Raw genomic sequence first — 21,298 nt, 5'->3', positions numbered from 1 at the left:
CGGCTCCTCCGCCCCCCGGCCCCTTCGCGCTCACCTCCTCCTCCGTCGAGCGTGAAGGGGCCGCCCCTCTTCCGCGCTCTGCGCGGAGGCGCGCCGAGACCGCGTCAGCTCTTCGGCGGCAGCGAGGCGGCGAAGTCCGCGCCCTCGTCGACCCAGCCGGCCAGCGCCTCTTCCTCCTCGATGGCCTCGGGCGAGACGAGGACGAAGCCCTTCGCCGGCCGCCCGCGGCCCATCTCGAACGGTCGGACGCCGCGCTCGGCCAGCGCGCGCTCGGACTCCTCGGGGCCGAGCCGCACCATCAGGTCCTCGCCGGTCACCCCGCACGCGATGTGCCCGCCGATGCAGAAGGCGAGCGCACCGAACATCCGCTTCTCCTCGACGCCCGGCCGTACGCCGATGACGTGACGCACGCGGTCGGCGAGCGCCTCGTCGTACGCCATGCCCGCTAGCGCGCCTGCGCGCGCGTGCCGGCCCCGAGCCAGTCGCGCAGCTGCGCGTACACCTTCGGGTGGTTGAGCAGCGCGAAGTGCGTCGCGCCGCCGATGTGCAGGCCGTCCTCGTCGCGGAACCCGAGCCGCCGCGACCGGCTGCGGCCCGAGGCGCTCGGCTGCAGGACCAGGATGTCGCCGAGCACTCGCGCGATCGGATGGCCGGGGGAGCGGGTGAGCGTCGCCGACACGAAGCAGTGCGTCGCGCCGTCGAGCAGCGGCACCTCCGCGCACGCGGCCGCGCGCAGCGCATCGGGATCGCGGTCGTGCCAGTCCTCGTCGACGAGCGACCCCTGCCGCAGGTCGCGGATGCCCGCGCTGCGCCGGCGCAGGAAGCGCGCGAACGGTGCGGTCTCGGGGAACCGGTTCAGCCCGGCCGACGCGTAGTGCACGGCCTGCTCGAGCGGCGCGCCCATGTGCGGCGTGCCGAGCGACACCACGTGCCGCACCGTGGCCACCCACGCCATGCCGGCCAGCGCCGCCTGATGGCACGCGCTGCGCGCGACGAGGCCGCCCATCGAGTGCCCGACGAGCGCCACCTCGGTGACCTCCTCCGGCCACGCGCCGACGACCTCCTCGAGCAGCTCGGCCAGCGACCGGCCGTTCTCGGAGACGTGGCGGCCGGTGTTGTAGCGGACGTCGATCGCGGTGACGCCGAGGTCGTGCTCGAGCCGCTCGCCGTACGGCGGCAGCTCGCCCAGCCGCCAGGAGAACTCCGTCTCCATCAGCCCGTGCAGGAAGACGACGACGCGCCGGCGCGGCTCGGGGAACGCGGCCGCCAGCGCGTCGCGCGTCGGCTCCACCGGGCGGCCGTCGACGCGGACGCTCATCGGCTCCGCGAGCGGGCTGCCCTCGCGCTCGAGCACGTCGCCGACCAGGCCGTTCAACGTCGCGAGCAGGAACGCGCCGCGCGGGGTGGCCGACAGCTCGCGCTCCGCCGTCGCGTTCAGCCGCGACGCGAGCGCCGCACTCCGGCCGGCGAGCCCGAACGCCCCGCGCACGCCGCCGTAGACGCCGTGCGAGATCGCGTCGTGGATCGCGTGGACCGGCCGCGCCTGCGGGCCGGCGAGCGTGAACGCCCGGTCCGCGATCGCATGGTGGATCGCGCGGATGCCGCCCGCTGCGCCGCGCAGCTCCTCGAAGCCGAGGCGGGTCAGCTCACGCAGCTGCTCCGCGCTGCGGTCGGTCGAAGCGCTCATGGCAGGAACGTACCCCGGCGGTCGGCCGGAGTGACACGGCTCGCGCAGTCAGAGCGCGGCGCGCAGCGGCGCGAGCCACTCCCGCGGCAGCACCGGCCCGACGCGCCCCGTGTAGTCGGGGATCACGCGGCGCGCGTACGCGGCGATCGGGCGCTCCCGCACGAGCGGCTCGATGTCGTCGACCATCAGCAGCGCCCGCGCGTTCACGGCGATCTGGAAGTCCGCCGCGTTGAGCTGCTCGCCGCCGAGGACGCCCTCCTCGAGCCACGCCTCGATCCGCTCGATGCGCTCCGGCAGCGCCGCCAGGTCGGCGCGCCCCGCCTCGTCGGCCGCCTTGTGCTTGAGGCTCGCCGCCCGCACGATGCCCCACTTCGCCGCCTTCAACGCGGCCGCGCGAGCGCCCGACCAGTGGCTGATGATGAGCGAGTCGAACCCGCCGGGATCGCGCCGCGCGGCGCAGTAGAAGACGCGCCGGATGGCGTTCGCGTACTCCTCGCCCCAGCGCTCGGCCTCCTCGACCTTCGCCCGCAGCACCGGGTCGGCGGGGAAGAGCGGCCGCTTCGGCATCAGCTCGTCCAGCGCCCGCGAGATCGCGCGCGTCCCCTGCACGCGCCGCCCGTCGATCGTCATCGCGGGGACCGTCGTGCCGGGGAATCGGTGCAGCTTCAGGTACGCGACGTGCACGGCGGGCGCGACGCGGACCGGCTCGTAGACGATGCCCTTGTGGGCGAGCATCTCCGTCGCGGTGCGGCACGCGTTCGACCCGTCGAAGAAGATGAGGCGGACGTCAGCCATCGCGGCGGAACAGCAGCAGCACGCCGGTCGTGTCGCCGTTGTGCGTCTCGCCGACCGCGGAGACGAGCGACCAGCCGTCCTCCTCGCGCCGGCGCAGCGCCTCGTTCACCAGGTTGACGTTGCGGGCGAGCGTTCCATCGGGGGTGCGGGTGCGCACGTACTCGGCGGCGTGCTCGGCCATGAGCGCTACAGCGACGCCCGCAGGATCGCCTCGACGTCGTCCTCGCTCACCGGCCGCGGCGCGACGTTCAGCAGGCGGGCCTGCTTCATCGCGCCCGCGACGAGGTCCGGGACGTCCTGGACGCCGTACCCGAACGCCGACACGCGATCCGGCGCGCCGACGTCGCGCATCAGCGACCGCAGCTGATCGGGCAGCGCGTCGGGCCCGGGCTCGACGTGGCCGCCGGCGAGCAGCTCGGCCGCCCGGTGATGGCGGTCCGGATCGGCGGTGTACGTGAAGCGGAACGCCTCCGGTGCGGTGACGATGACCGACAGCCCGTGCGGGACGAAGCCGTGGTCGTCCGGGTAGCCGGCCGGGCGGTAGTCGTGGCGCAGCCCGGCGATCGGGTAGGCGCAGGCGTGGGGGATGTGCACCCCGGCGGAGCCGAACCCGATGCCCGCGAGCGTGGCCGACAGCATCATCGCGCCGCGCGCCTCGACGTCGTCGGGATCGGACACCGCGCGGCGCAGGAACTGGCCGCCGTTCTCGATCGCCTTCGACGACCAGATGTCGGCCACGGGGTTGGAGCCCTGGTAGGGCGGCCGCTCGTCCGGCGACGCCGGCTTGTCGCGGCTCGTGTACGGCCGCGCGAGGAACGACTCCACGGCGTGGCAGACGACGTCGAGCCCCGCGGACGCGACGACCTCGGCGGCGAGCGTGCGCGTCAGCTCCGGGTCGACGATCGCCTGGTGCGCGCGCAGGTACCGGTGTGAGATGCCGCTCTTGACCCGCAGCTCGGGCAGGTCGAGCACGGCGACCGTCGTCGCCTCGCTGCCGCTGCCGGGCGTCGTCGGGATCGCGAGGTGCGGCTTGAGCGGCGACGGTGGCTTGCGTCCACCGCCCACGGGCGGGTTGACGTACTCCATGAGCGGCGCCGGGTGCGAGACGATCAGGTCGGCGACCTTCGCCGTGTCCATCGACGAGCCGCCCCCGACCGAGACGAACCCGTCGACGCCGGCGTCGCGCGCGGCGTCGGCCGCGTCCTGGAGCGAGTCGATGGTCGGCTCCACCCGCGACTGGTCGTAGACGACGACCTCGATGCCCTCCGCCTCGACCGACCGCCGCACGCGGTCCGGGTGCCCGGTGGCGGCGACGCGCGGGTCGGTGACGAGGAACGCTCGCGTGACGCCGAGGCGCTTGAGCTCCCACCCCGCCTCGTCCACCGCGCCCGGCCCGTACTTGACGGGCGTGGCCTCGACCGTGAAGACCGTCTCGTTCATGGCTGCAGCCGCTCCAGCGCGTCGCGCAGCGGGGCGGGGATCGGCTTGACCGGCCGGCGCGAGTCGCGGTCGACGAAGACGTGGACGAACCAGCCGGTGGCCCGCGGCTTGGGGTCGTCCTGCGCGAAGAGCCCGATCTCGTAGCGCACCGAGGAGTTCCCGAGGTGACCGACGCGCAGGCCGACCTCGACGACCTCGGGGTAGGTCAGCGAGCCGTGGTACGCGCAGTGCGACTCGGCGCACACGCCGATCACCTTGCCGGCGGCCATGTCGAGCCCGCCCTCCGCGATCAGCCACGCGTTGATGACCGTGTCGAAGTACGAGTAGTAGACGACGTTGTTGACGTGCCCGTAGATGTCGTTGTCCGACAGGCGCGTCGGGATGGTGGTCTGGTGGACGTAGGCGTCGAGCGTCGGTGCGTCGGTGCTCATCGGCCGGAACCGTATGCGACCTCCTCGGACCGCGCATGGATGGGGCCCTGCGCGGTGGCGAGGCGCCCGCCCGCGCGGCCGGCGCGCAGCGCGAGGATCTCCGCGAGGATCGCCACGGCCGTCTCGGCGGGCGTGCGCGCGCCCACGTCGAGCCCGCACGGCGACGAGATCCGGGCGAGGTCCTCGTCGGTCGCGCCCGCCGCGCGCAGGCGCGCGCTGCGGTCCTCGTGCGTCCGGCGGCTGCCGAGCGCGCCGATGTACCCGGCGCCCGACTGCAGCGCCGCCAGCAGCGCGGGCTCGTCGAACTTCGGGTCGTGGCTGAAGACGAGCACGGCGTCGCGCGGCCCGAGCTCGCGCGTCGGCAGGTAGCGGTCCGGCCAGTCGACGACGACCTCCGCGTGCGCGGTGAAGCGCGCGCTGGAGGCGAACGCGCGGCGCGCGTCGCAGATCGTCACGCGGTAGCCGATCTCGCCGGCGACGCGCGCGAGCGCGGCCGAGAAGTCGATCGCGCCGACGATGACCATCTGCGGCGGCGTCGCGAAGGCCTGCAGCGCGACGCGCAGGTCGGCGCCCATCGTCTCGCCGCGCTCGCTGTAGCGGCGCACGTCCGAGCGGCCCTCGTCGAGGAAGCCGCGCGCGTCGCGGGCGACCGAGTCGTCGAGCAGCGCGGGGCCGCCGAGCGAGCCCGTCACGGCGTCCGGCGTCACCGCCATCTGCGCGCCGGCCGTCGGCCCGTCGAGCAGCGTCGCCAGCACGATGGGGCGGCCCTCGGCGACCGCGGCCTCGACCGCCTCGAGCGGCTCGCGCTGCCGCTCGGCCAGCTCGTGCACGAACACGTGGACCGTGCCGCCGCACATGAGCCCGACGTCGGCGGCCTGCTCGTCGCTGATCCCGTACGTCGCGACGCGCGGGGCGCCGCCGGCGAGCACCTCGCCCGCCTGCTCGACGAGCGCGCCCTCGACGCACCCGCCGGTCACCGATCCCTCGATCCGCTGCGTGTCGTCCACGAGCATCTCGGCCCCCGGGTCGAGCGGCGCCGACCCGGCCGTCTCGACGAGCGTCGCCGCCGCCACGCGCCGGCCCTCCGCGAGCCACCGCAGAGCGGTCGCATGCGAGCTCTCCATGGCGGTCACGCTACCGCCGCTGCTCGCGCAGCTCCAGCGTTCCGGCGTGCGCGAGCAGCATCGTGATCCCCGCGCGCGGGTCGCGCGGCGAGGCGCGCTGCTCGCGCAGGACGACCGCCGACCACGCTTCGCCGGCGTCGATGAGGGGCGCGAGCTCGGCCGCCACCTCCCGCGGCACCCACCCGACCTGCTCGCCCGCGCCGGTGTCGACCGCGATCGCGTTCTCGTCGTGCTCGTTGCCTCGATCGCGGCGCAGCCTCAGCGGCCGGCCCGGCGCGGCGTCGTCGCCCGCGAGGACGTCCGCGTGGTGCCGCCGCGCACCCGCCACGGCGGCCACGCGCAGCCCGCGGTCGTGCAGCTCCGGCGCGTCGCGGCCGACGAACCGGCCGTCGGCGTCGACGACGTGGAAGCCGGCGAGCCAGACGATCCCGCCGTCGTCCGGGTACCAGTAGCGCTCCTCGAACGCGACGTCGACGACCACCCCGCGCAGCCTAGGCTGCGACCGGTGCAGAGCGTCACGCACCACGTCCCCGGCCTCGTGGTCACGGAGCACACGACCGCGGTGCCGCTCGACTACGACGATCCCGGCGGCGAGCAGATCGAGCTGTTCGCGCGCGAGGTCGCCGATCCCGACGGGCTCGACCGGCCGTACCTCGTGTTCTTCGCCGGCGGCCCCGGCTACGAGGCCGCCCGACCGTCGACGGGGCCGCGCGGGCCGGGGTTCCTCGACCGCGCGCTTGCCGACTTCCGGGTGCTGCTGCTCGACCAGCGCGGCACCGGGCGCTCGTCGCCGATCGGGCCGGACGCGTCCGTGGAGCGGCTGGCGCACTTCCGCGCCGACGCGATCGTGCGCGACGCCGAGTGGCTGCGGGAGGAGCTCGGGGTGGAGCGGTGGAGCGTCCTCGGCCAGAGCTTCGGCGGCTTCTGCGTCACGCGCTACCTCTCGTCGGCTCCCGGCGCGCTGCGCGAGGCGCTCATCACCGGCGGGCTGCCGGCGATCGGGCGCTCGATCGACGACGTGTACGAGGCGACGTACGCGGAGCTGCTCGCCCGCAGCCGCCGCTACTACGACCGCTACCCGGAGGACCGCGAGCGCGTCGAGGCGCTGTGCGGAACGGTGCTGCCGTCCGGCGACGTCCTGACGCGGCGGCGGGCGCAGGCGCTGGGGCTCGACCTCGGCGTCAGCGGCGGCTTCGAGACCCTCCATCACCTGCTCGAGCTGCCGCCCGGCTCGCCGGCCGCGCTGGCCGACGCGGAGGCGGCCCTGCCCTTCGCGCGCAATCCGCTCTACGCCGTGCTCCACGAGTCGTGCTGGGCGGACGGCGAGGCGACGCGGTGGTCGGCCGACCGCGTCCGGCCCGCGGTCTTCGACGACGAGCCGTGGCTGCTGACGGGCGAGCACGTCGGCCGCTGGCTCTTCGACGACGTCGCCGCGCTGCGCCCGTACGCCGGCGCGGCGGACGCGCTGGCGGAGCGCCCGTGGCCGCGGCTCTACGACGAGGACGTCCTGCGCGCGAACGAGGTGCCGGTCGCCGCGGCCATCTACGCGCACGACGCCTACGTCCCGCGCGCGTTCAGCGAGGAGACCGCCTCGCTGATCCGCGGGCTGCGCTCGTGGACGACGAGCGAGTACGAGCACAACGGCCTGCGAGCCGATGGCGCACGGGTGCTCGAGCACCTGCTCGACCTCGTTCGCGGGCGCGCTTGATGGCGGTTCTCCGCGCCGCCGCCGCCCGGTATCTCCGCGCGTCGCGGGTCGCTCCACGTTTCAGCACTTCGTCTTCGGGCACACGGAGACGCAGCCTGTGACAATCCCGCACTTCGTGTACGCAGGAGACGACGACATCCGCCGGGCGGCGTCCGCGCTTTCGTCGCGGCTGCCCTGGCCGCTGGGCGTGTTCGCGCGCCTCGCCTACAACTACCGCTGGGCCTGGATGCCCGACGGGCCGGACCTGTTCCGCGCGATCGACAACCGTCGCTGGCGGCTGGTCAACGGCAACCCGGTGCGGCTGCTCCAGGAGGCCTCGGCCGAGTCGCTGCTGCGCGCGGCGGCCGACGACGCGCTCGTCGCGAAGGCCGAGGCGATCGAGGCCGGCGTGCAGGACGATCTCGCGCGCCCGTTCGCCGACGAGGTCGTCGCGGCGGACCGCCCCGTCACGTACTTCTGCGCGGAGTTCGGCGTCCACGCGTCGATGCCGATCTACTCGGGCGGCCTCGGCGCGCTCGCCGGCGACGTCGTCAAGGAGGCGTCGGACCTCGCGCTACCCATGGTCGCGGTCGGGTTGATGTACCGCCGCGGGTACTTCCGCCAGCGGATCGACAACAGCGGCTGGCAGCAGGAGTTCTGGGTGCCGACCGACCCGGAGCGCACGCCCGCCGTGCTGGTCACCGCCGGCGACGACCGCACGCCGGTGCAGGTGTGCGTGCCGATCGGCAGCGACGACGTCCACGCGCAGATCTGGCGGGTCGACGTCGGCCGGGTTCCCCTGTACCTGCTCGACACCGAGCTCCCCGAGAACACGAACGCCACGCGCTGGATCACGTCGCGCCTGTACGACGGCGACCCCGAGACGCGGCTCGCGCAGTACACGCTGCTGGGCGCGGGCGGGATCGCCGCGCTGCGCGAGCTCGGGATCGAGCCGGGCGTCGTGCACATGAACGAGGGCCACGCCGCGCTGACTGCGCTGGAGCTGGCGCGCGGGCGGACCGCGTCGGGCACGCCCTTCGAGACCGCGCTCCAGGAGTCGCGCGAGCGCAGCGTGTTCACCACGCACACGCCGGTGCCGGCGGGCAACGACACGTACCCGCCCGACCAGGTGGCGTCGTGCCTGCGGCGGCTGACCGAGGGCGCCGGGACGGACGTCGACGCGATCCTCCGGATGGGCCGCACGAACGTCGACGACGGGGGCGAGCCGTTCGGCGTGACGCAGCTGGCGCTGCGCTCGTCGCGGGCGGCGAACGGCGTCTCCAAGCGCCACGGCGAGGTCGCGCGCGAGATGTGGCATGGCATGTGGCCGGACCGGGGCGTCGACGACGTTCCGATCGGGCACGTGACCAACGGCGTCCACGTCCCGAGCTGGGTGGGCGCGCCGATGCGGCGGCTGCTCGACGAGCACTTGGGGGAGGGGTGGGCGCTGCGCACCGACGACCCCTCGGTGTTCGCCAAGATCGACGACATCCCGGCGGCGGAGCTGTGGGCCGTGCGGCGGGTCCAGCGCGAGCTGCTGGTCAACTTCGTCAAGGAGACGAGCGTTCGCGACCGCGTCGCGCGCGGCGAGCCGCGCTACTACGCCGAGGCGGCCGCGCGTGCCTTCGATCCCGACGTGCTGACGATCGGGTTCGCACGGCGGCTGGCGACGTACAAGCGGCTCCATCTCCTGTTCCGCGACCCCGAGCGTTCCCTGCGGATCATCGGCGGCGAGCGACCGGTGCAGGTGCTGATCGCCGGCAAGGCGCATCCGAGGGACGACGGCGGCAAGCGGCTCGTCCAGGACCTCTTCGGCGTGCGCTGGAACGAGGCCGCGGCCGCGCGGGTCGTGTTCCTCGAGGACTACGACCTCCACATCGCCGGGCGCCTGGTGCGCGGCTGCGACGTGTGGGTGAACGTGCCGCGCCCGCCGCTGGAGGCGAGCGGGACGTCGGGCATGAAGTCCGCGGTGAACGGCGGGCTGAACCTGTCGGTGCTCGACGGCTGGTGGGCCGAGGGGTTCAACGGCGAGAACGGCTGGGGGATCGACGGCGCGACCGACCACGACCACGAGGCCCAGGACCACCGCCATGCGGGCGAGCTCTACCGGCTGCTCGAGGAGGAGGTCGTGCCGACGTTCCACGACCGCGACGCCGACGGGATCCCGCAGGCGTGGGTCCACCGCGTCAAGCAGTCGATGAAGACGAACATCCCGCAGTTCTCGGCGACGCGGATGGTCCGCGACTACGAGCAGCAGCTCTACAAGCGTTAGCCGCTCGTTCTTCGGTCGCGCGGGGTCTCGCCCCGCGCGATCCTCACCGCTCCCGCGTGTGGCGCACGTCGGTTTCCGTGTGGAAGACCTTGTCCCAGTACGGGGCGCTGATGCCGAAGCCCTTGGTGTCGTCCTGGAAGTGGTGGCGCATGTGCCGCTCGCGCAGGCTCTTGCCGAGCTTCGACTTCGGCACGTGGTGGTGCAGCCAGTAGTGCATCTCGTCGTAGATCACGTAGCCGCCGAGGAAGCCGGCCGAGACGGCGAGCCACGCGGGGCCGCTCGCGATCAGCCAGAACGCGAGGACGAAGAGCCCGGCGAGCGGGATCGACGCGGACGGCGGCATGACGAGCCGCAGCGGGTCGTTCGGATGCTCGTGGTGGACGCCGTGCATGAGGAAGTGGATGCGGGCGCCGAGGCCCTTCTCCGGCTCCCAGTGGAAGACGACGCGGTGCAGCCAGTACTCGGTGAGCGTCCACATGACGTAGCCGACGAGCGTCCAGCCGAAGAAGCCGATCGTGTCGAGGCGGTCGGCGGCGAGCGTCGCCAGCAACGCGACGATCGGCACGAAGATGAGGACGGGAACGACGTGGTGGACGCGTGTGAAGCGGTCCATCCAGCCCCAGGGGAGGAGCGGCGGCGAGGCGCGCAGGTGCTCGGCGCGAGACAGCGGGCGCGTGGGATCGGGCTGGTCGGCGGTCATGGCGATTCGGTGAAGCCTAAAGCGGGGGTCTGACGGCCTTCATCATCGCGGCGTGCCCGGGGTGAATGCAACGGGTACGTCCGTGAACATGCCAACACGACCCATCTCCCCCCGCGCTCACGGGGTGCTCGACTACGTGACCGGCGCGACCCTCGTTGCGGCTCCGTCCTTCCTCGGCCTCGACGGCACGCGCGCCGGCCGGACGCTGCGCGCCGCGGGCGCGACCCATGCTGGCTACAGCCTGTTCACCCGCTACCAGTTGGGCGCCGTGCGCGTCCTGCCGTTCCGTGCTCATCTGGCGTTGGACAGCGCGGCCGCGGTCGGCCTCGCCGCGTCGCCGTGGGTGCTCGGCTTCCGGGGCGAGCGCCGGCGCCGGCGCCGCGGCTTCCGGCGGCGGTCGCTGGGTGCGCGGGCGTGGCTGCCGCACGTCGCCCTCGGGCTGTACGAGCTCGGTGCCGTCGCTCTGACCCGCCGCACCGGCGATCCCGTCGTGGAGTCGTCGCTTGCGTCCGCGACGCCCGCTCCCGCGTCGTCGCCGGACGTCGTCATGCCCGATGGCGCCGAGGCGAACGCTTCGTTGGGCGCGCGGACGATCGGCGGCGCCGACCGGCTGGGCAGTGGCGTTGGGAGTGGCACCGGGCCGGTTGCGGGGGAGGAGGCTTAGGCCTCGGCGTTCCGTTTGCGCGACCTCTTGGCCGCGGCGCCGTTTCGGGCGTCGCGGCGGTGGTCTCGGTTCTCGGTGCCTCTTCGCGGCCTGGCCCGGCGCCGCGGCGGGTCGCCCTCTACGGGCGGTCCGTGCCGAAGCGGAACGAGCGGAAGGCGCGCTTGACGTCGTTGAGGCGCCGCCGGTCACCGGGCCGGACCCGGCCGCCCTTCCGGCTGATCTCGAACCGCACCACCACGCCGCCGTCCGATCCCTCCTCGTCAGGCAGCAGCAGGACGTCCCGGGCGAGAACCCGGTCGCCGGGCGGACCCCAGCGGTAGCCGATCTGGTACCCGGGCGCGCCGTTGACACGGGCCTTGCCCTCGTCGGCGACCCGCAGGTCCGGACGGGTCCGCGCGAGCTGGTCGACATAGCGATCGGCGAAGGAGGGGAGGATCGCGTGGCTCGCATCGCCCTTGAACGGCTCGAGCTCCAGCGGCCGGATCGTCACGCTCGCGCGCGCCTTGCGGCGCTGCATGGTGAAGCGCTCGAGCTCACCGGGCCCGGGCGCGGCGTGCTTCACGCGGTCCTGGTTCAGCTTCAGCGTGAACGCGGGCCCGGGGGAGCGGTGGGTGAACACGCTCTCCTTCTGGCGAACCCGGTGCAGGACGGCGGCTGAGACGAGCAGCACGACGAGCGCGCCGACCGCGACAACGAGGATGGTCCGCCCGCGATCGCCGAAGCGCCGCCGCATGAGCGCCGGAAGCGTCGGCCCGAGCTCCGGGCGCACGACGGACGATCGGGCATCCCCTGCGTCCACGGCGAGCCAGTCTAGGCCCGCAACATGAAGGGACTGTCCCCCAACATGAAGGGACTGTCCCCTCCCGAGAAGTGGGGATGCGCTCCGTCTCCGCTCGATGAAGGGTCTGTCCCCCAACGTGAAGGGACTGTCCCCGCGGCTCTCAACGTGAAGGGACTGTCCCCCAACGTGAAGGGACTGTCCCCGCGGGTGGGTCAGCTGGTGGGGACGCGGCACGAGGGCGCCGCGAAGACCCGCCACGTCGCGTTGCGGTAGACGGGGCGCCACCCGGCCGGCGGCTCCATCGTGGGCAGTGCGTCGCGGTAGAACTGCCGCGCGCGCTTGACCTTGCGCGGCAGGACCAGCACCTGGCCGAGCGGGCTCTTGCCGGCCTCGGGCGTTCCGACCGACCCCGGATCGCCGTCGAGCCAGTCGCGCAGGTAGGGGATCGGCCGGTGATCGGCGACCGACAGCGGCCCGCACGCCTCGAACGCCGCTCGGACCGACGACGCCCGCGCCACGTCGCGCAGGTCCTCGTACAGCAGCCCGTCACGCTCGAGCCGCGTCTCGTACCCCCGGATCCCCCGCACCTGCGCCGGGAGGAACACGACGGACAGCAGGAGCGCCACCAGCCCGGCGATCTGCCACCGCCGCCGCTCCCGCCCCGGCGCCAGAAGCACCCAGCCGGCGACGGCGAGCCCGTAGAAGAGCGTCAGCAGGATCGCCGGCGTCCGCACGTACCGCCCGATCAACGGCAGCCCGAAGATCGGCCCCACGGCGAAGACGAGCAGCATCGCGACGACAACCGCCAGTGGCAGCACGGACTCCCGCCGCCGGTGCCGCCACGCGAACGCCAGCCCGATCACCAGGCCGATCAGCGGCGCCTCGCGCAACGTCGACCCGAGGTACTTCGCCGTCCAGTAGGGAACCTGGTCGACGCGCCGCCGCCGCTCGTTCGCCTCTGCGAGATCCGCCGTCCCGTGCAGCGAGTGCAGCGGATCTCCCGTGACGATCCAGTCGCTCACCGTCCACACGAGCGGCGCGATCACCGCGATCGACGCGAAGACCAGCCGCTGCCGCGGCGTCGCCTTCGGCCACAGCCACAGCACGTACAAGCCACCGAGCAGCCACGCCTCCGGCCGCAACAGCCCCGCCACCGCCAGGACGCCGAGCACCGGCAGGCCGCGCCGCGGCCGCCGCGCCTCCATCAGCACCGCCAGCACGATCAGCATCGCGAACGGCACGTCCTGGTAGGCCAGCGCCGCGTCGCGCTCGAGCAGCTGCCGCGTCGCGACGACGATCGCCGCGATCCCGCCGACCCATGGCGAGAAGAGCTCGCTCCCCAGCCTGAACACGAGCCACACCAGCACTCCAAAGCAGATGAGCACGACCCACGTCATCACGACGTCGCCCGAGTCGCCGAACGGCAACGCGAGCGAGCTGACCGCCGTCTGGAGCGGATGCGGCGTGGGAGCGAAGTCCGCCTCGTACTCGGGCTTGAAGCCGCTCCACGCGTCGTGCGCCCACAGCAGCGCGTAGCGCGCGTCGTAGTTCATGTACCACGGCGAGTAGAGGAGCTTCATCGCCACCGCGACGAGCGCCACGACGCCGGCCGCCGGCGCGAGGCGCTTCAGCGATCCGGCGGTTGCGGCGGCCGGCACGCGCCGCCGCCGCGGCGTGGACGGGGCGGTCGCCATGGCCGTGGAGACGGTACTGCCCGGCTCTGTGGGCACATCTCGATGCACGCGCCGGGCACGCGGGGTGAACGGATCCGCGCGCGTGCCCCGGCCATGCGCGTGCCCCGACTACGCGGCGTGCCCCGTACGCCGTGCCCCGTACGCGCGCGCCCCGACTCTGCGAGTTCGCCGGACTGCGCCCGTGCGCCAGCCGTTCAGGCCCGGCGGCGGGCCAGCTGCTCCCGCGACGCCCGGTTCTCACCCGACGGCTGCGTGAACCGCTCGAACGCCGTCACCTGCGGCTTCGGCGAGAAGACCGGCTGGGCGCGGTACTCGGTGACGAGACGCTCCGCGTTGAGGTCGAGCGCCCCGAAGCCGTGCCGCGACCCGTTGTACTGCAGGCACCACGGCGCGACGGCCTGCGCGGACGACTCGGGCGCGTCGCGGCCGGGCGACGAGATCGACCCGCCGACGTACTCGACGGCGGCCGGCTTGCGCGTGCTCCCGTCGTCGAGCGCCTCGAAGTCCGACGCGAGCAGGTTCGCGATGAAGACGTGCACGTCGCCGGTGAGGAAGACGACGTTCGGGATGCCGGCGTCCTCGATCGCTCCGAGCAGCGTCCGGCGATCCTCGTCGTAGCCGTCCCAGGCGTCGTTGTTCGGCCGGCCCTCGAACTGGATCGGCGCGACCTGGACCTGCTGCCCGATGAGCTTCCACGTCGCGGTCGAGGCGCGCAGCTCGGCCAGGAGCCAGTTCATCTGCGCGTCGCCGAGGATCCGCCGCGGGAGCCCGTCGCGGTTGCCCGTGCGGTACTGGCGCTCGTCGAGCATGAAGAGCTCCGCCGTCCGGCCGAAGCCGTACTTGCGGTAGATGCGGTTGCGGTCGCTCGCCAGCGACATCCGCGGCTGCCACTCGAACGCCGCGCGGTACGCGGCGGCGCGCTGCAGCGCGGCCGGCGGCGGGTCGTTCGCCGTGTAGTTGTTGCCGAGCTCGTGGTCGTCCCAGACGGCGATCGTGGGCTGGAGGCGGTGGAGCTCGCGCAGGCCGGGATCGGCGCGGTAGAGCTGGTACTTGGCCCGGTACGACGCCAGGTCGACGGCGAGCACCGGGTCCTCGCGGACGGTGAAGTCGGGGCGCTCGTAGACGTAGTCGCCGAGGAACAGCACCGCGTCCTGCGTGGGGAGCTGCGCGACCGCGGCATGGGCGCCGTAGAAGCCGCCGGCGTACTGCTGGCAGGAGGAGAACGTCATCGCGACCGGCTCGTTCGACGTCGGATCGGGCGCGGTCTTCGTGCGGCCGACGGGGGACACGCCGCTCCCCGACTCCCAGACGTAGAAGTACTCCGTGTCGGGCTTCAGCCCGCCGACCCGCGTCTTGAGCGTGCCGTTGACCGAGCTGCCGGTGGGGATCGTCGCGGTGGCGACGACGCGGCGCATGCCCGGCTCGGTCGCGACGACGAGCCGGGCGCCCGAGCGAGGCCGGTTCGTCGACAGGCGCGACCAGAACGTGATGGCGGCGGCGGCGGGCTCACCCGACGCGACGCCGTCGAGGAACTTGCCGGGGCCGACGCGGACGCGACCGCGGTAGAGCGTCTTCGCCCAGGCGGGCGGCACGGCGGCGTAGGCGCCGGCGGCGACGGTGGCGGCGATGAGCTCGCGGCGGGTGAGGATGGGCTTGCGGGACGGGGGCATCTGGACGCTCGGCGACGGGCTGGTTGCGACGGGTTACTTCTTCAGGCTGAAGCGCACGGAGGACGGGATCCGGGCGCGCACGCCGGCGAGCCCGGCCGCCTCGACCTCGAGGTGATAGCGGCCGCGCTTGAGCAGTCGCTGGCGCGGCAGCTCGATCACCTGGCCCTTCCCGCGCAGCGTCAGGCCGTCGGCCTTGGCGTAGAGCGCGTTGCCGGGTCCGATGAGGCGCACGCGGGCGGCGCACGCGGGACCGGCGGTCGTCCGCAGCACGAGCCCGACGGCGCGGTACTTGTTGCGCTTCTTCGCGCTCTTCGTTCCGGCCGACACGGTGCCCGCGATGCGGGGTCTCGGAGCGCCCAGGCAGCCGCCGCCCGAGGCGGGCGTTCCCTTCCGGGCGGGGACGACGTCGAGCGTCGCCTGGGCGCTGGCGGGCGGCCTGTCGGCTCCGACGCGGATCCAGAGCGAGCGGCCCTTCTTCGCCTTGACTGGGAGCACCAGCGGGCCGGGGCCGTCGCGGTCGACGCAGTCGATGTAGGAGCTGCTGGTGGGCTGCGCGCCGGAGAAGACGGCGAGAGAGCTGGCCTCCTCGCCGGTGGCGGAGATCGCGAGCGTCTGGGACTTGCGCGGCTTGACCTTGCGCCACACGGTGGAGAGCGACGGGCAGGCGGCGACGGCCGGGTCCTCGATCGTGGTGGTCGAGCCACGGAGGGCGACGATGTCGTGGCCGCTGCGGGAGATCGTCGGCGTGCTACGGCCGGCGCGGTCGCCGACCGGCGCCGAGACGCCGGGGAGGGTCGCCTGGGACAGCCCCAGCACCACGCGGTCGTCGTCGGGGTTCGTCGCGGGCCCGCGGCGGCCGACCTGCACCAGGACGGCCGTCCCGGCGGGAACGCGGATGCTGACGGAGGAGGCACGGTCCTCGGCGGCGTCACCGCCGTTGATCCCGGCGCCGGCGCAGGCGTTCGGGCGAGTGACGATGGGAGGCTCACCGCCGGCGTTCTGAACGAACAGCGCGAGGTCGGGGACGTCGAGCGTCCTGCCCGAGGCCTCGACAGTGACCTCCTTGGGGGTCGAGCCGCCGGGGATGCGGTACCAGGCAGTGCGCTGGAAGCTGGCAGGCCCGAGGCACTGGGGGACGCCGGCGTCGGGCGTGGCCTCGAAGAGCTCCGCGACAGCCTGCAGGTCGCTCGGGGGACCCTGGCGGGTGGCGTACGACTCGAAGAACGCAGCCGTACCTGCGGTGTCGTTGGGGGGCGCGGCCGCAACGAGACCCGGCACCGCCAGACCGACGACCAAGAGCACCGCCACCACGAGGGACAGTCCCTTCACGTTGGGGGACAGTCCCTTCACGTTGGGGGACAGTCCCTCCATGTATGGGGACAGACCCTTCCTGGTGACGGTGACGGGCGTGCAGTGCATCCGGAATCCAGACTCGGCAGCTGCCCGCAAGTTGCGGTGCCGTGTCGCGACTCACGGTAGGTTGCGCACCCGATGCAGGGTGCCGCCCTTCTGGCCGCCGCAATTGCCGCCGCGGCGGTCCTCGTCGTCGATCGCCCGTCGGCGCGGACGATCGCGGCGCTTCTCGCCCCGCTGCTGGCGGCCGCGGCTCTGCTGGCGATGGTCGGCGACGACCTGTCCGACACCGTGTCGCGGCGGCCGGCGCTGGCGGGCGCCGCCGCCGGCGCTGGCGTGGTCGTGCTCGCGGTCGTCGCCGCGCTCCTGCGCTCCCGGCCGGCGGTGTTCGCCGTGCTCGTGTTCGTCGCGCTCCCGTTCCGCGTTCCCGTGCCGATCGGCGACGACAACGCGAACTTGCTCGTTCCGCTCTACGGCGTGATCGCCGCCGGCGTGCTGGCGGCCGCGATGGCGTGGTGGCGCAGCAGCTCGACCTCGTCCGCAGCCCCGGAGGCCCACGCCGCGGCCCCGGCGTTCACCGAAGCGACCGGCCTCGGCGGACGCGTCCGATGGCTACGGATCGCGCTCGCCGCGGTGCTCGTCGTCTACGCCGCCCAGGCGCTCTACTCGACCGACCTAGACGAGGCGACCAAGAACCTCTGCTTCTTCTACGTCCCGTTCGCGCTGCTGTTCCGGCTGCTGCTCGACGTGCCGTGGTCGCAGCGTCTCCTGCTCTGGCTCTTCGGCGCCATCGTCGGGCTTGCGGTGCTCTTCGCGGCGATCGGGTTCGTCGAGTACGCCACTGGCGAGCTCGTCGTGAGCAACGCCAAGGTGCTCGAGACCACCGAGCTGAAGGGCTACTTCCGGGTCAACTCGCTGTTCTTCGACCCGAACATCTTCGGCCGGTTCCTCGCGCTGACGATGACGGCCCTCGCCGCTGCTCTGCTGTGGACCCGGCGGTCGCGCGACGTCCCCGTGATCGCGGTCATCCTGGCCGTCCTCTGGGCCGGGCTCGTCCTCTCGCTGTCGCAGTCGAGCTTCGCCGCCCTGCTGTGCGGCCTGGCCGTTCTCGCCGCGCTGAGGTGGCGGGTCCGGCCGGTGCTGGTGTCGCTCCTCGTCGCCGGTCTCGGCGCGATCGCGGCCGTGCTGCTCGCCGGAAGCTCCATCGGCATCTCCACGCACTCCGATCGCGCGATCGACAAGGCGACCAGCGGACGCTTCGATCTGGTCACGGGGGCGCTGCGGATGGCGCGCGACCGACCCGGTTGGGGCTTCGGGAGCGGGGCGTTCGCCGAGCGCTACCGGGCCCGCGAGCAGGTTCGCACCCCCAACGGCGCCGCCGTCTCCCACACCACGCCGCTCACCGTCGCCGCCGAGCAGGGGCTCATCGGGCTGATCCCGTACTTCGTCCTGCTGTGGTGCGCGTTCCTGGTCCTCTTCGATGGAGTCACGCGCGCAGTCCGCGGCGCGTCGGCCGGCATCGAAGGGGTCGTCGGGGCAGCGGTCGCTGCAGCCTTCTGCGGCTTGCTCCTGCACACGTTCGTCTACGCGTCGTTCCTCGAGGATCCGCTGACCTGGGTGCTGCTCGCCGTCGCCGCGGGCGTCGGGCCCGCCTGGCGGGCTGCCGGGGCGGCCGCTGTCGGCGTCCGCGCGCCGGCTGCTGCCCCCGCTGGTGAGGAGAGCGGGCGTGGCGTCGGAGAGAGCAGCGGGCCGTCGAAGGGATCCGTCGTCGGCCCCGGCGCCCGGCCTGCCATCCAGGCGCCCTGAGCGGTCGCTGATCCCGATGCGCGGGCGGGCGTCGAGCGCGTGCAGGCCGCGGACCACCGCGGTCGGCGGCCACGCTTCGTCGTCGCTGAAGGCGTCGCCGAGCAGCTCTTCATCGAGCACGCAATCCAGGTAACGGTCCGCCCCGTTGCCGCCCCAGGCGGTTAGCAGGTCGAAGAGCCGCTCCTCGTCAAGCCAGTCGGGGGTGACGTCGTTCATGACGTCCGCGCATGAGCCCCATCGCCAGTTCTCCGGTCGGTCGGTCAGGCCGGCGGCGACTGGGTTGCGCGCGATGTAGCCGACGACCACCGAGAGGTGCGCGTCGTCGTTGACGGTCGTCGAGCCGTACCGCTCGCCGAAGAGGTGCCCCGTCCGGCCGTGCCTTCGGTTGAACTGCTGCGCGTACGAGCCGTGGAGATCACGCATGCCGTGCCCGAGGTTCGGCTCGCGGGTCTCGACGAGCAGGTGGATGTGGTTCTTCATGAGGCAGTACGCGAGACAGCGCCACCGCCTGTGCTTCGTCACGCCCTCGAGGAGCCGGAGGTAGCGGAAACGATCGAGGTCGTCGGCGAAGATCGGCTGCTTGTCGTTGCCGCGGGCGAAGACATGCGCGATCCCCGCCTCGTGCTCATTGCGTGGACGTCGGGCCATGACGTCAAGAGGCGCCAGGCCCGAAGAACCCGCCCCCACCAAGAGGGACAGTCCCTCAACAAGAAGGGACCGTCCCCGCGTCTGAAGGAGCGCTGTTCGACGTGAAGGGACTGTCCCCCAATGTGAGGGGACTGTCCCGGTGTGCGGCGGTGCCCGGCTTTGGTTGGGTCGGGCGGCTCGTCAGGGGTGCTTCTCGAGGACGAGCTCGTCTCGGATGGGGATGCCGTAGTTGCCGGTGAGCGGGATCTCGGGCTTGAGGCAGGCTCGGCAGAGGTCGGCTCCTCCGGGGCGGATCATTGCGAGGCGGAATCCTCTGCGCTGGTAGAAGCGCACGGCGTCGAGGTTGTCGTTGGTGGTCAGGACCCAGAGGCGGCCCCAACCGCGCTGACGGCAAAGCTCCTCGACCGCCTCGACGAGCGCGGTGCCGGTGCCGCGTCCCCGCGGGGTCGCGTGGAGGGTGAGGATCTCGCAGCCCTCGTCGGCGACGAGGTAGGTCAGGACACCCGCGAGGCGGCCGCCGATCTCCGCGATCAACGCCGGGTGGTCGAGTGGCGCCACGAGCTGGCCGAGTCGTGCGACGCGGGTCGACGAGCTCGCTGCCAGGAAATCCTCGACCGCTGCTTCATCGGCCGGAGAGCGCGGGCGGACGAGCACTGGCCAGTTCTACACCGCCCGCCGGCGCTTGCAGACCGAAAGGGCAGGAACACGCCGCGGCGTCGGAACGGGTGCGTGTAGGGCAGGTCCTGCCCTACACGTCCTCCATCGTCACTGCGTCCTCGCCGACCTCGAGGAACTCGGTGTACGCATCGACCACGGTCTGGGGCTCGTCCCACATCTTGAGCTCGCCCTTGTGCATCCAGATCACGTGGTCGCAGAGCTCCGTGATGGACCCGAGAGCGTGGGATACGAGGACCACCGTCCGGTTCTGCCGGCACAGCTGGCGCATCTTCCGGAACGACTTGCGCTTGAACCGCGCATCGCCGACGGACAGCGCCTCGTCGATGAGCAGGATGTCCGGGTCCATGTTCACGGCGACGGAGAAGGCAAGCCGGCCGTACATGCCCGACGAGTACGTCTGCATCGGCATGTCCATGAACTCCTCGAGCTCCGCGAACGCGACGATGTCGTCGTACTTGAGGGCGAGCTGCTCGCGTGTCAGGCCGGCCGCAAGCCCGCCCAGGACGACGTTGTCGCGCCCCGACAGCTTCTTGTTGAACCCGACGCCCAGGGCCAGCAGCGTCGAAACGCGCCCTTCGACCTCGACGCGCCCGCTCGTGGGCGGGAGGATCCCCGCGATCGTCCGCACCAGGGTCGACTTGCCCGCGCCGTTGGCCCCGACGACGCCCAGGACCGACCCGCGCGGGACGGAGAACGACACATGCTTGACGGCGTTGACCTCGCGGATGATCCGCTCGCGTCGACCCATCCGGCGCAGCGTCTGCTTCAGCGTCGGCTGCTTCTCCAGCGACGTCCGGTAGGTCACCGAGACGTCCTCGACCTGGATGCTCGCCCGCGCGGCGTCCTCGCCGAGAGGAGAGGGGACAGTCCCTTCATGTTGGGGGACAGACCCTTCACGTTGAGGGACAGACCCTTCAGGTTGGGGGACAGTCCCTTCGTGTTGGGGGACAGACCCCTTAGGGAGGTCGGGGTGGGACATCGGCTCAGAGGCGGACAGCGAACTCACGCTCCCTCGACATGAAGAACAGCGCCCCGCCGACGAACAGCACGACGGCCCACGCCAGCCCGATCCCGATGTCCCCCACCGACGGCGTGATCCCGCGGTTGATGACGTCGCTCCACGCCGACAGCAGCCGCCCGATCGGGTTGGCGATCAGCAGCGGCTTGTACCGCTCCGGCACCTCGTGCGCGTAGTAGAGGATCGGCGTCGCGTACAGCCACACCCGCAGCACGTACGGCAGGAAGTTCCGCAGGTCGCGGAAGTACACCTGGGCCGCGGAGACGAACATCGTCAGCCCCGCCGCGATGAACACGAGCAGCACGAAGATCGGGATCGTCCACAGCAGGTGCGGGCCGAACGGCAGCCCCGACGCGATGTGGATCGGGATGTAGATGAGCACCGTCGGGAGGAACCGCATGAACGCGGTCACGACGCTCGACAGCGGCAGCAGCGCCCGCGGGAACGCCGTGTTGAGGATCAGGCGGCCGCCCGACACGACGGATCGGACGCCCTGCTGCAGCGACTGCTGGAAGAAGTAGTACGCGAACAGCCCCGCCACCAGGTGCGCGAAGAACCCCTGCGGCCGCGCGCCGCTGCGCAGGATGTCGACGAGGATGAAGTAGACGCCCGCCATCAGCAGCGGGTTCAGGACGAGCCACAGCTGCCCGAACGCCGTGTTGAAGTGCTGGGCGCGCAGGTTGGTCCGCGACAGCTCGCGCGCGAAGTCGCGCCGCCGCCACAGCTCGCGCACGTACGGCCCGATCGGCGGCAGGCCGACCTTGTGCGGCTCGTGCACGTGGCGCACGGAGGAGAACTCGTCCTCACGGGCGCGACGGCGCGCCGCAGGGGTGCGCGTCTCGGCGGTCAT

At 72.8% G+C, this 21,298-nt stretch carries 20 protein-coding genes and 1 pseudogene; 4 read left to right on the top strand and 17 right to left on the bottom strand.

Annotation, left to right across the window (positions count from 1 at the left end; genetic code table 11):
• Positions 1-104: 104 nt before the first annotated feature.
• Genes AC1UE4_RS10365 through AC1UE4_RS10330 form a run of 8 tightly spaced genes read right to left on the bottom strand, consistent with a single transcriptional unit; the run spans position 105 to position 5,958 of the window.
• On the bottom strand, positions 105-440 hold the full coding sequence (locus tag AC1UE4_RS10365) for a TfoX/Sxy family protein (RefSeq protein ID WP_482917146.1): 336 nt from the start codon (positions 438-440) through the stop codon (positions 105-107).
• 5 nt (positions 441-445) lie between these two features.
• On the bottom strand, positions 446-1,687 hold the full coding sequence (locus AC1UE4_RS10360) for an esterase/lipase family protein (RefSeq protein ID WP_482917145.1): 1,242 nt from the start codon (positions 1,685-1,687) through the stop codon (positions 446-448).
• A gap of 48 nt (positions 1,688-1,735) precedes the next feature.
• Positions 1,736-2,482 (bottom strand): glutathione S-transferase family protein, encoded by a 747-nt coding sequence (locus AC1UE4_RS10355; protein ID WP_482917144.1) that lies wholly within the window; start codon positions 2,480-2,482, stop codon positions 1,736-1,738.
• A complete protein-coding gene (locus tag AC1UE4_RS10350) occupies positions 2,475-2,663 on the bottom strand; it encodes a hypothetical protein (protein WP_482917143.1) in 189 nt (62 codons plus the stop codon). The genes AC1UE4_RS10355 and AC1UE4_RS10350 overlap by 8 nt, the downstream gene beginning before the upstream one ends.
• Before the next feature lie 5 nt (positions 2,664-2,668).
• A complete protein-coding gene (locus AC1UE4_RS10345) occupies positions 2,669-3,922 on the bottom strand; it encodes a hydroxyacid-oxoacid transhydrogenase (protein ID WP_482917142.1) in 1,254 nt (417 codons plus the stop codon).
• A complete protein-coding gene (locus AC1UE4_RS10340) occupies positions 3,919-4,353 on the bottom strand; it encodes an acyl-CoA thioesterase (RefSeq protein WP_482917141.1) in 435 nt (144 codons plus the stop codon). The genes AC1UE4_RS10345 and AC1UE4_RS10340 overlap by 4 nt, the downstream gene beginning before the upstream one ends.
• Positions 4,350-5,477, bottom strand: a complete 1,128-nt coding sequence (locus AC1UE4_RS10335; protein WP_482917140.1) for an XdhC family protein — start codon at positions 5,475-5,477, stop codon at positions 4,350-4,352. The genes AC1UE4_RS10340 and AC1UE4_RS10335 overlap by 4 nt, the downstream gene beginning before the upstream one ends.
• A 10-nt stretch (positions 5,478-5,487) precedes the next feature.
• Positions 5,488-5,958, bottom strand: coding sequence for an HIRAN domain-containing protein (locus AC1UE4_RS10330; RefSeq protein WP_482917139.1), 471 nt, complete (start codon positions 5,956-5,958; stop codon positions 5,488-5,490).
• Positions 5,959-5,982: 24 nt separating this feature from the next.
• Here AC1UE4_RS10330 and AC1UE4_RS10325 point away from each other — a divergent pair, with 24 nt between their 5' ends.
• Both AC1UE4_RS10325 and glgP read left to right on the top strand, forming a co-directional pair.
• A complete protein-coding gene (locus AC1UE4_RS10325) occupies positions 5,983-7,185 on the top strand; it encodes an alpha/beta fold hydrolase (RefSeq protein ID WP_482917138.1) in 1,203 nt (400 codons plus the stop codon).
• A 115-nt stretch (positions 7,186-7,300) separates the two neighbouring features.
• Positions 7,301-9,436 (top strand): alpha-glucan family phosphorylase, encoded by a 2,136-nt coding sequence (glgP, locus tag AC1UE4_RS10320; RefSeq protein ID WP_482917137.1) that lies wholly within the window; start codon positions 7,301-7,303, stop codon positions 9,434-9,436.
• A 43-nt stretch (positions 9,437-9,479) separates the two neighbouring features.
• Here glgP and AC1UE4_RS10315 read toward each other — a convergent pair whose 3' ends face one another.
• Positions 9,480-10,136, bottom strand: a complete 657-nt coding sequence (locus AC1UE4_RS10315) for a sterol desaturase family protein (protein WP_482917136.1) — start codon at positions 10,134-10,136, stop codon at positions 9,480-9,482.
• Between the two features lie 88 nt (positions 10,137-10,224).
• On the opposite strand from AC1UE4_RS10315, the gene AC1UE4_RS10310 reads away from it, so the two are divergent.
• Positions 10,225-10,800, top strand: a complete 576-nt coding sequence (locus AC1UE4_RS10310) for an SPW repeat domain-containing protein (RefSeq protein ID WP_482917135.1) — start codon at positions 10,225-10,227, stop codon at positions 10,798-10,800.
• Positions 10,801-10,918: 118 nt separating this feature from the next.
• Here AC1UE4_RS10310 and AC1UE4_RS10305 read toward each other — a convergent pair whose 3' ends face one another.
• From AC1UE4_RS10305 to AC1UE4_RS10290, 4 genes are all read right to left on the bottom strand, one after another.
• Complete coding sequence (locus AC1UE4_RS10305) at positions 10,919-11,599, bottom strand: DcrB/PsbP domain-containing protein (RefSeq protein ID WP_482917134.1); 681 nt, start codon at positions 11,597-11,599, stop codon at positions 10,919-10,921.
• Positions 11,600-11,793: 194 nt separating this feature from the next.
• Positions 11,794-13,275 carry a glycosyltransferase family protein gene (locus AC1UE4_RS10300; RefSeq protein ID WP_482917133.1) on the bottom strand — a complete coding sequence of 494 codons (1,482 nt, stop codon included), beginning with the start codon at positions 13,273-13,275 and terminating at the stop codon, positions 11,794-11,796.
• A gap of 194 nt (positions 13,276-13,469) precedes the next feature.
• Positions 13,470-14,945: an alkaline phosphatase D family protein gene (locus AC1UE4_RS10295; RefSeq protein ID WP_482917132.1), complete on the bottom strand. Its 1,476-nt coding sequence runs from the start codon at positions 14,943-14,945 to the stop codon at positions 13,470-13,472.
• 33 nt (positions 14,946-14,978) lie between these two features.
• Positions 14,979-16,274 carry a hypothetical protein gene (locus tag AC1UE4_RS10290; RefSeq protein ID WP_482917131.1) on the bottom strand — a complete coding sequence of 432 codons (1,296 nt, stop codon included), beginning with the start codon at positions 16,272-16,274 and terminating at the stop codon, positions 14,979-14,981.
• Positions 16,275-16,436: 162 nt separating this feature from the next.
• Between AC1UE4_RS10290 and AC1UE4_RS10285 the strand changes: the two genes are divergently transcribed.
• Entirely contained in the window at positions 16,437-18,104 is a 1,668-nt protein-coding gene (locus AC1UE4_RS10285) for an O-antigen ligase family protein (RefSeq protein ID WP_482917130.1), read from the top strand.
• A 342-nt stretch (positions 18,105-18,446) separates the two neighbouring features.
• On the opposite strand, the pseudogene AC1UE4_RS10280 reads toward AC1UE4_RS10285, so the two are convergent.
• The 4 genes and pseudogenes from AC1UE4_RS10280 to AC1UE4_RS10265 form a co-directional block, all read right to left on the bottom strand.
• Positions 18,447-18,752: pseudogene (locus tag AC1UE4_RS10280) on the bottom strand (transposase); the annotation flags it as partial.
• A gap of 180 nt (positions 18,753-18,932) precedes the next feature.
• Positions 18,933-19,310, bottom strand: a complete 378-nt coding sequence (locus AC1UE4_RS10275; protein WP_482917129.1) for a GNAT family N-acetyltransferase — start codon at positions 19,308-19,310, stop codon at positions 18,933-18,935.
• A 190-nt stretch (positions 19,311-19,500) separates the two neighbouring features.
• The gene (locus tag AC1UE4_RS10270; RefSeq protein ID WP_482917128.1) at positions 19,501-20,235 is read right to left on the bottom strand and encodes an ABC transporter ATP-binding protein; all 735 of its coding nucleotides are present in this window, start codon (positions 20,233-20,235) and stop codon (positions 19,501-19,503) included.
• Between the two features lie 178 nt (positions 20,236-20,413).
• Positions 20,414-21,298 (bottom strand): ABC transporter permease, encoded by an 885-nt coding sequence (locus AC1UE4_RS10265; RefSeq protein WP_482917127.1) that lies wholly within the window; start codon positions 21,296-21,298, stop codon positions 20,414-20,416.

Source organism: Parviterribacter kavangonensis (assembly GCF_056863335.1).
Note: the sequence above shows the minus strand (reverse complement) of the source record. Positions and strands in the feature narration are given on the sequence as shown.

Coding starts and splice junctions, on each gene's coding strand:
- AC1UE4_RS10295 (WP_482917132.1), bottom strand. CDS start 14,945: ATGCCCCCGTCCCGCAAGCCCATCCTCACCCGCCGCGAGCTCATCGCC.
- AC1UE4_RS10355 (WP_482917144.1), bottom strand. CDS start 2,482: ATGGCTGACGTCCGCCTCATCTTCTTCGACGGGTCGAACGCGTGCCGC.
- AC1UE4_RS10310 (WP_482917135.1), top strand. CDS start 10,225: ATGCCAACACGACCCATCTCCCCCCGCGCTCACGGGGTGCTCGACTAC.
- AC1UE4_RS10350 (WP_482917143.1), bottom strand. CDS start 2,663: ATGGCCGAGCACGCCGCCGAGTACGTGCGCACCCGCACCCCCGATGGA.
- AC1UE4_RS10360 (WP_482917145.1), bottom strand. CDS start 1,687: ATGAGCGCTTCGACCGACCGCAGCGCGGAGCAGCTGCGTGAGCTGACC.
- AC1UE4_RS10335 (WP_482917140.1), bottom strand. CDS start 5,477: ATGGAGAGCTCGCATGCGACCGCTCTGCGGTGGCTCGCGGAGGGCCGG.
- AC1UE4_RS10315 (WP_482917136.1), bottom strand. CDS start 10,136: ATGACCGCCGACCAGCCCGATCCCACGCGCCCGCTGTCTCGCGCCGAG.
- AC1UE4_RS10365 (WP_482917146.1), bottom strand. CDS start 440: ATGGCGTACGACGAGGCGCTCGCCGACCGCGTGCGTCACGTCATCGGC.
- AC1UE4_RS10265 (WP_482917127.1), bottom strand. CDS start 21,298: ATGACCGCCGAGACGCGCACCCCTGCGGCGCGCCGTCGCGCCCGTGAG.
- AC1UE4_RS10300 (WP_482917133.1), bottom strand. CDS start 13,275: ATGGCGACCGCCCCGTCCACGCCGCGGCGGCGGCGCGTGCCGGCCGCC.
- AC1UE4_RS10285 (WP_482917130.1), top strand. CDS start 16,437: ATGCAGGGTGCCGCCCTTCTGGCCGCCGCAATTGCCGCCGCGGCGGTC.
- AC1UE4_RS10345 (WP_482917142.1), bottom strand. CDS start 3,922: ATGAACGAGACGGTCTTCACGGTCGAGGCCACGCCCGTCAAGTACGGG.
- AC1UE4_RS10340 (WP_482917141.1), bottom strand. CDS start 4,353: ATGAGCACCGACGCACCGACGCTCGACGCCTACGTCCACCAGACCACC.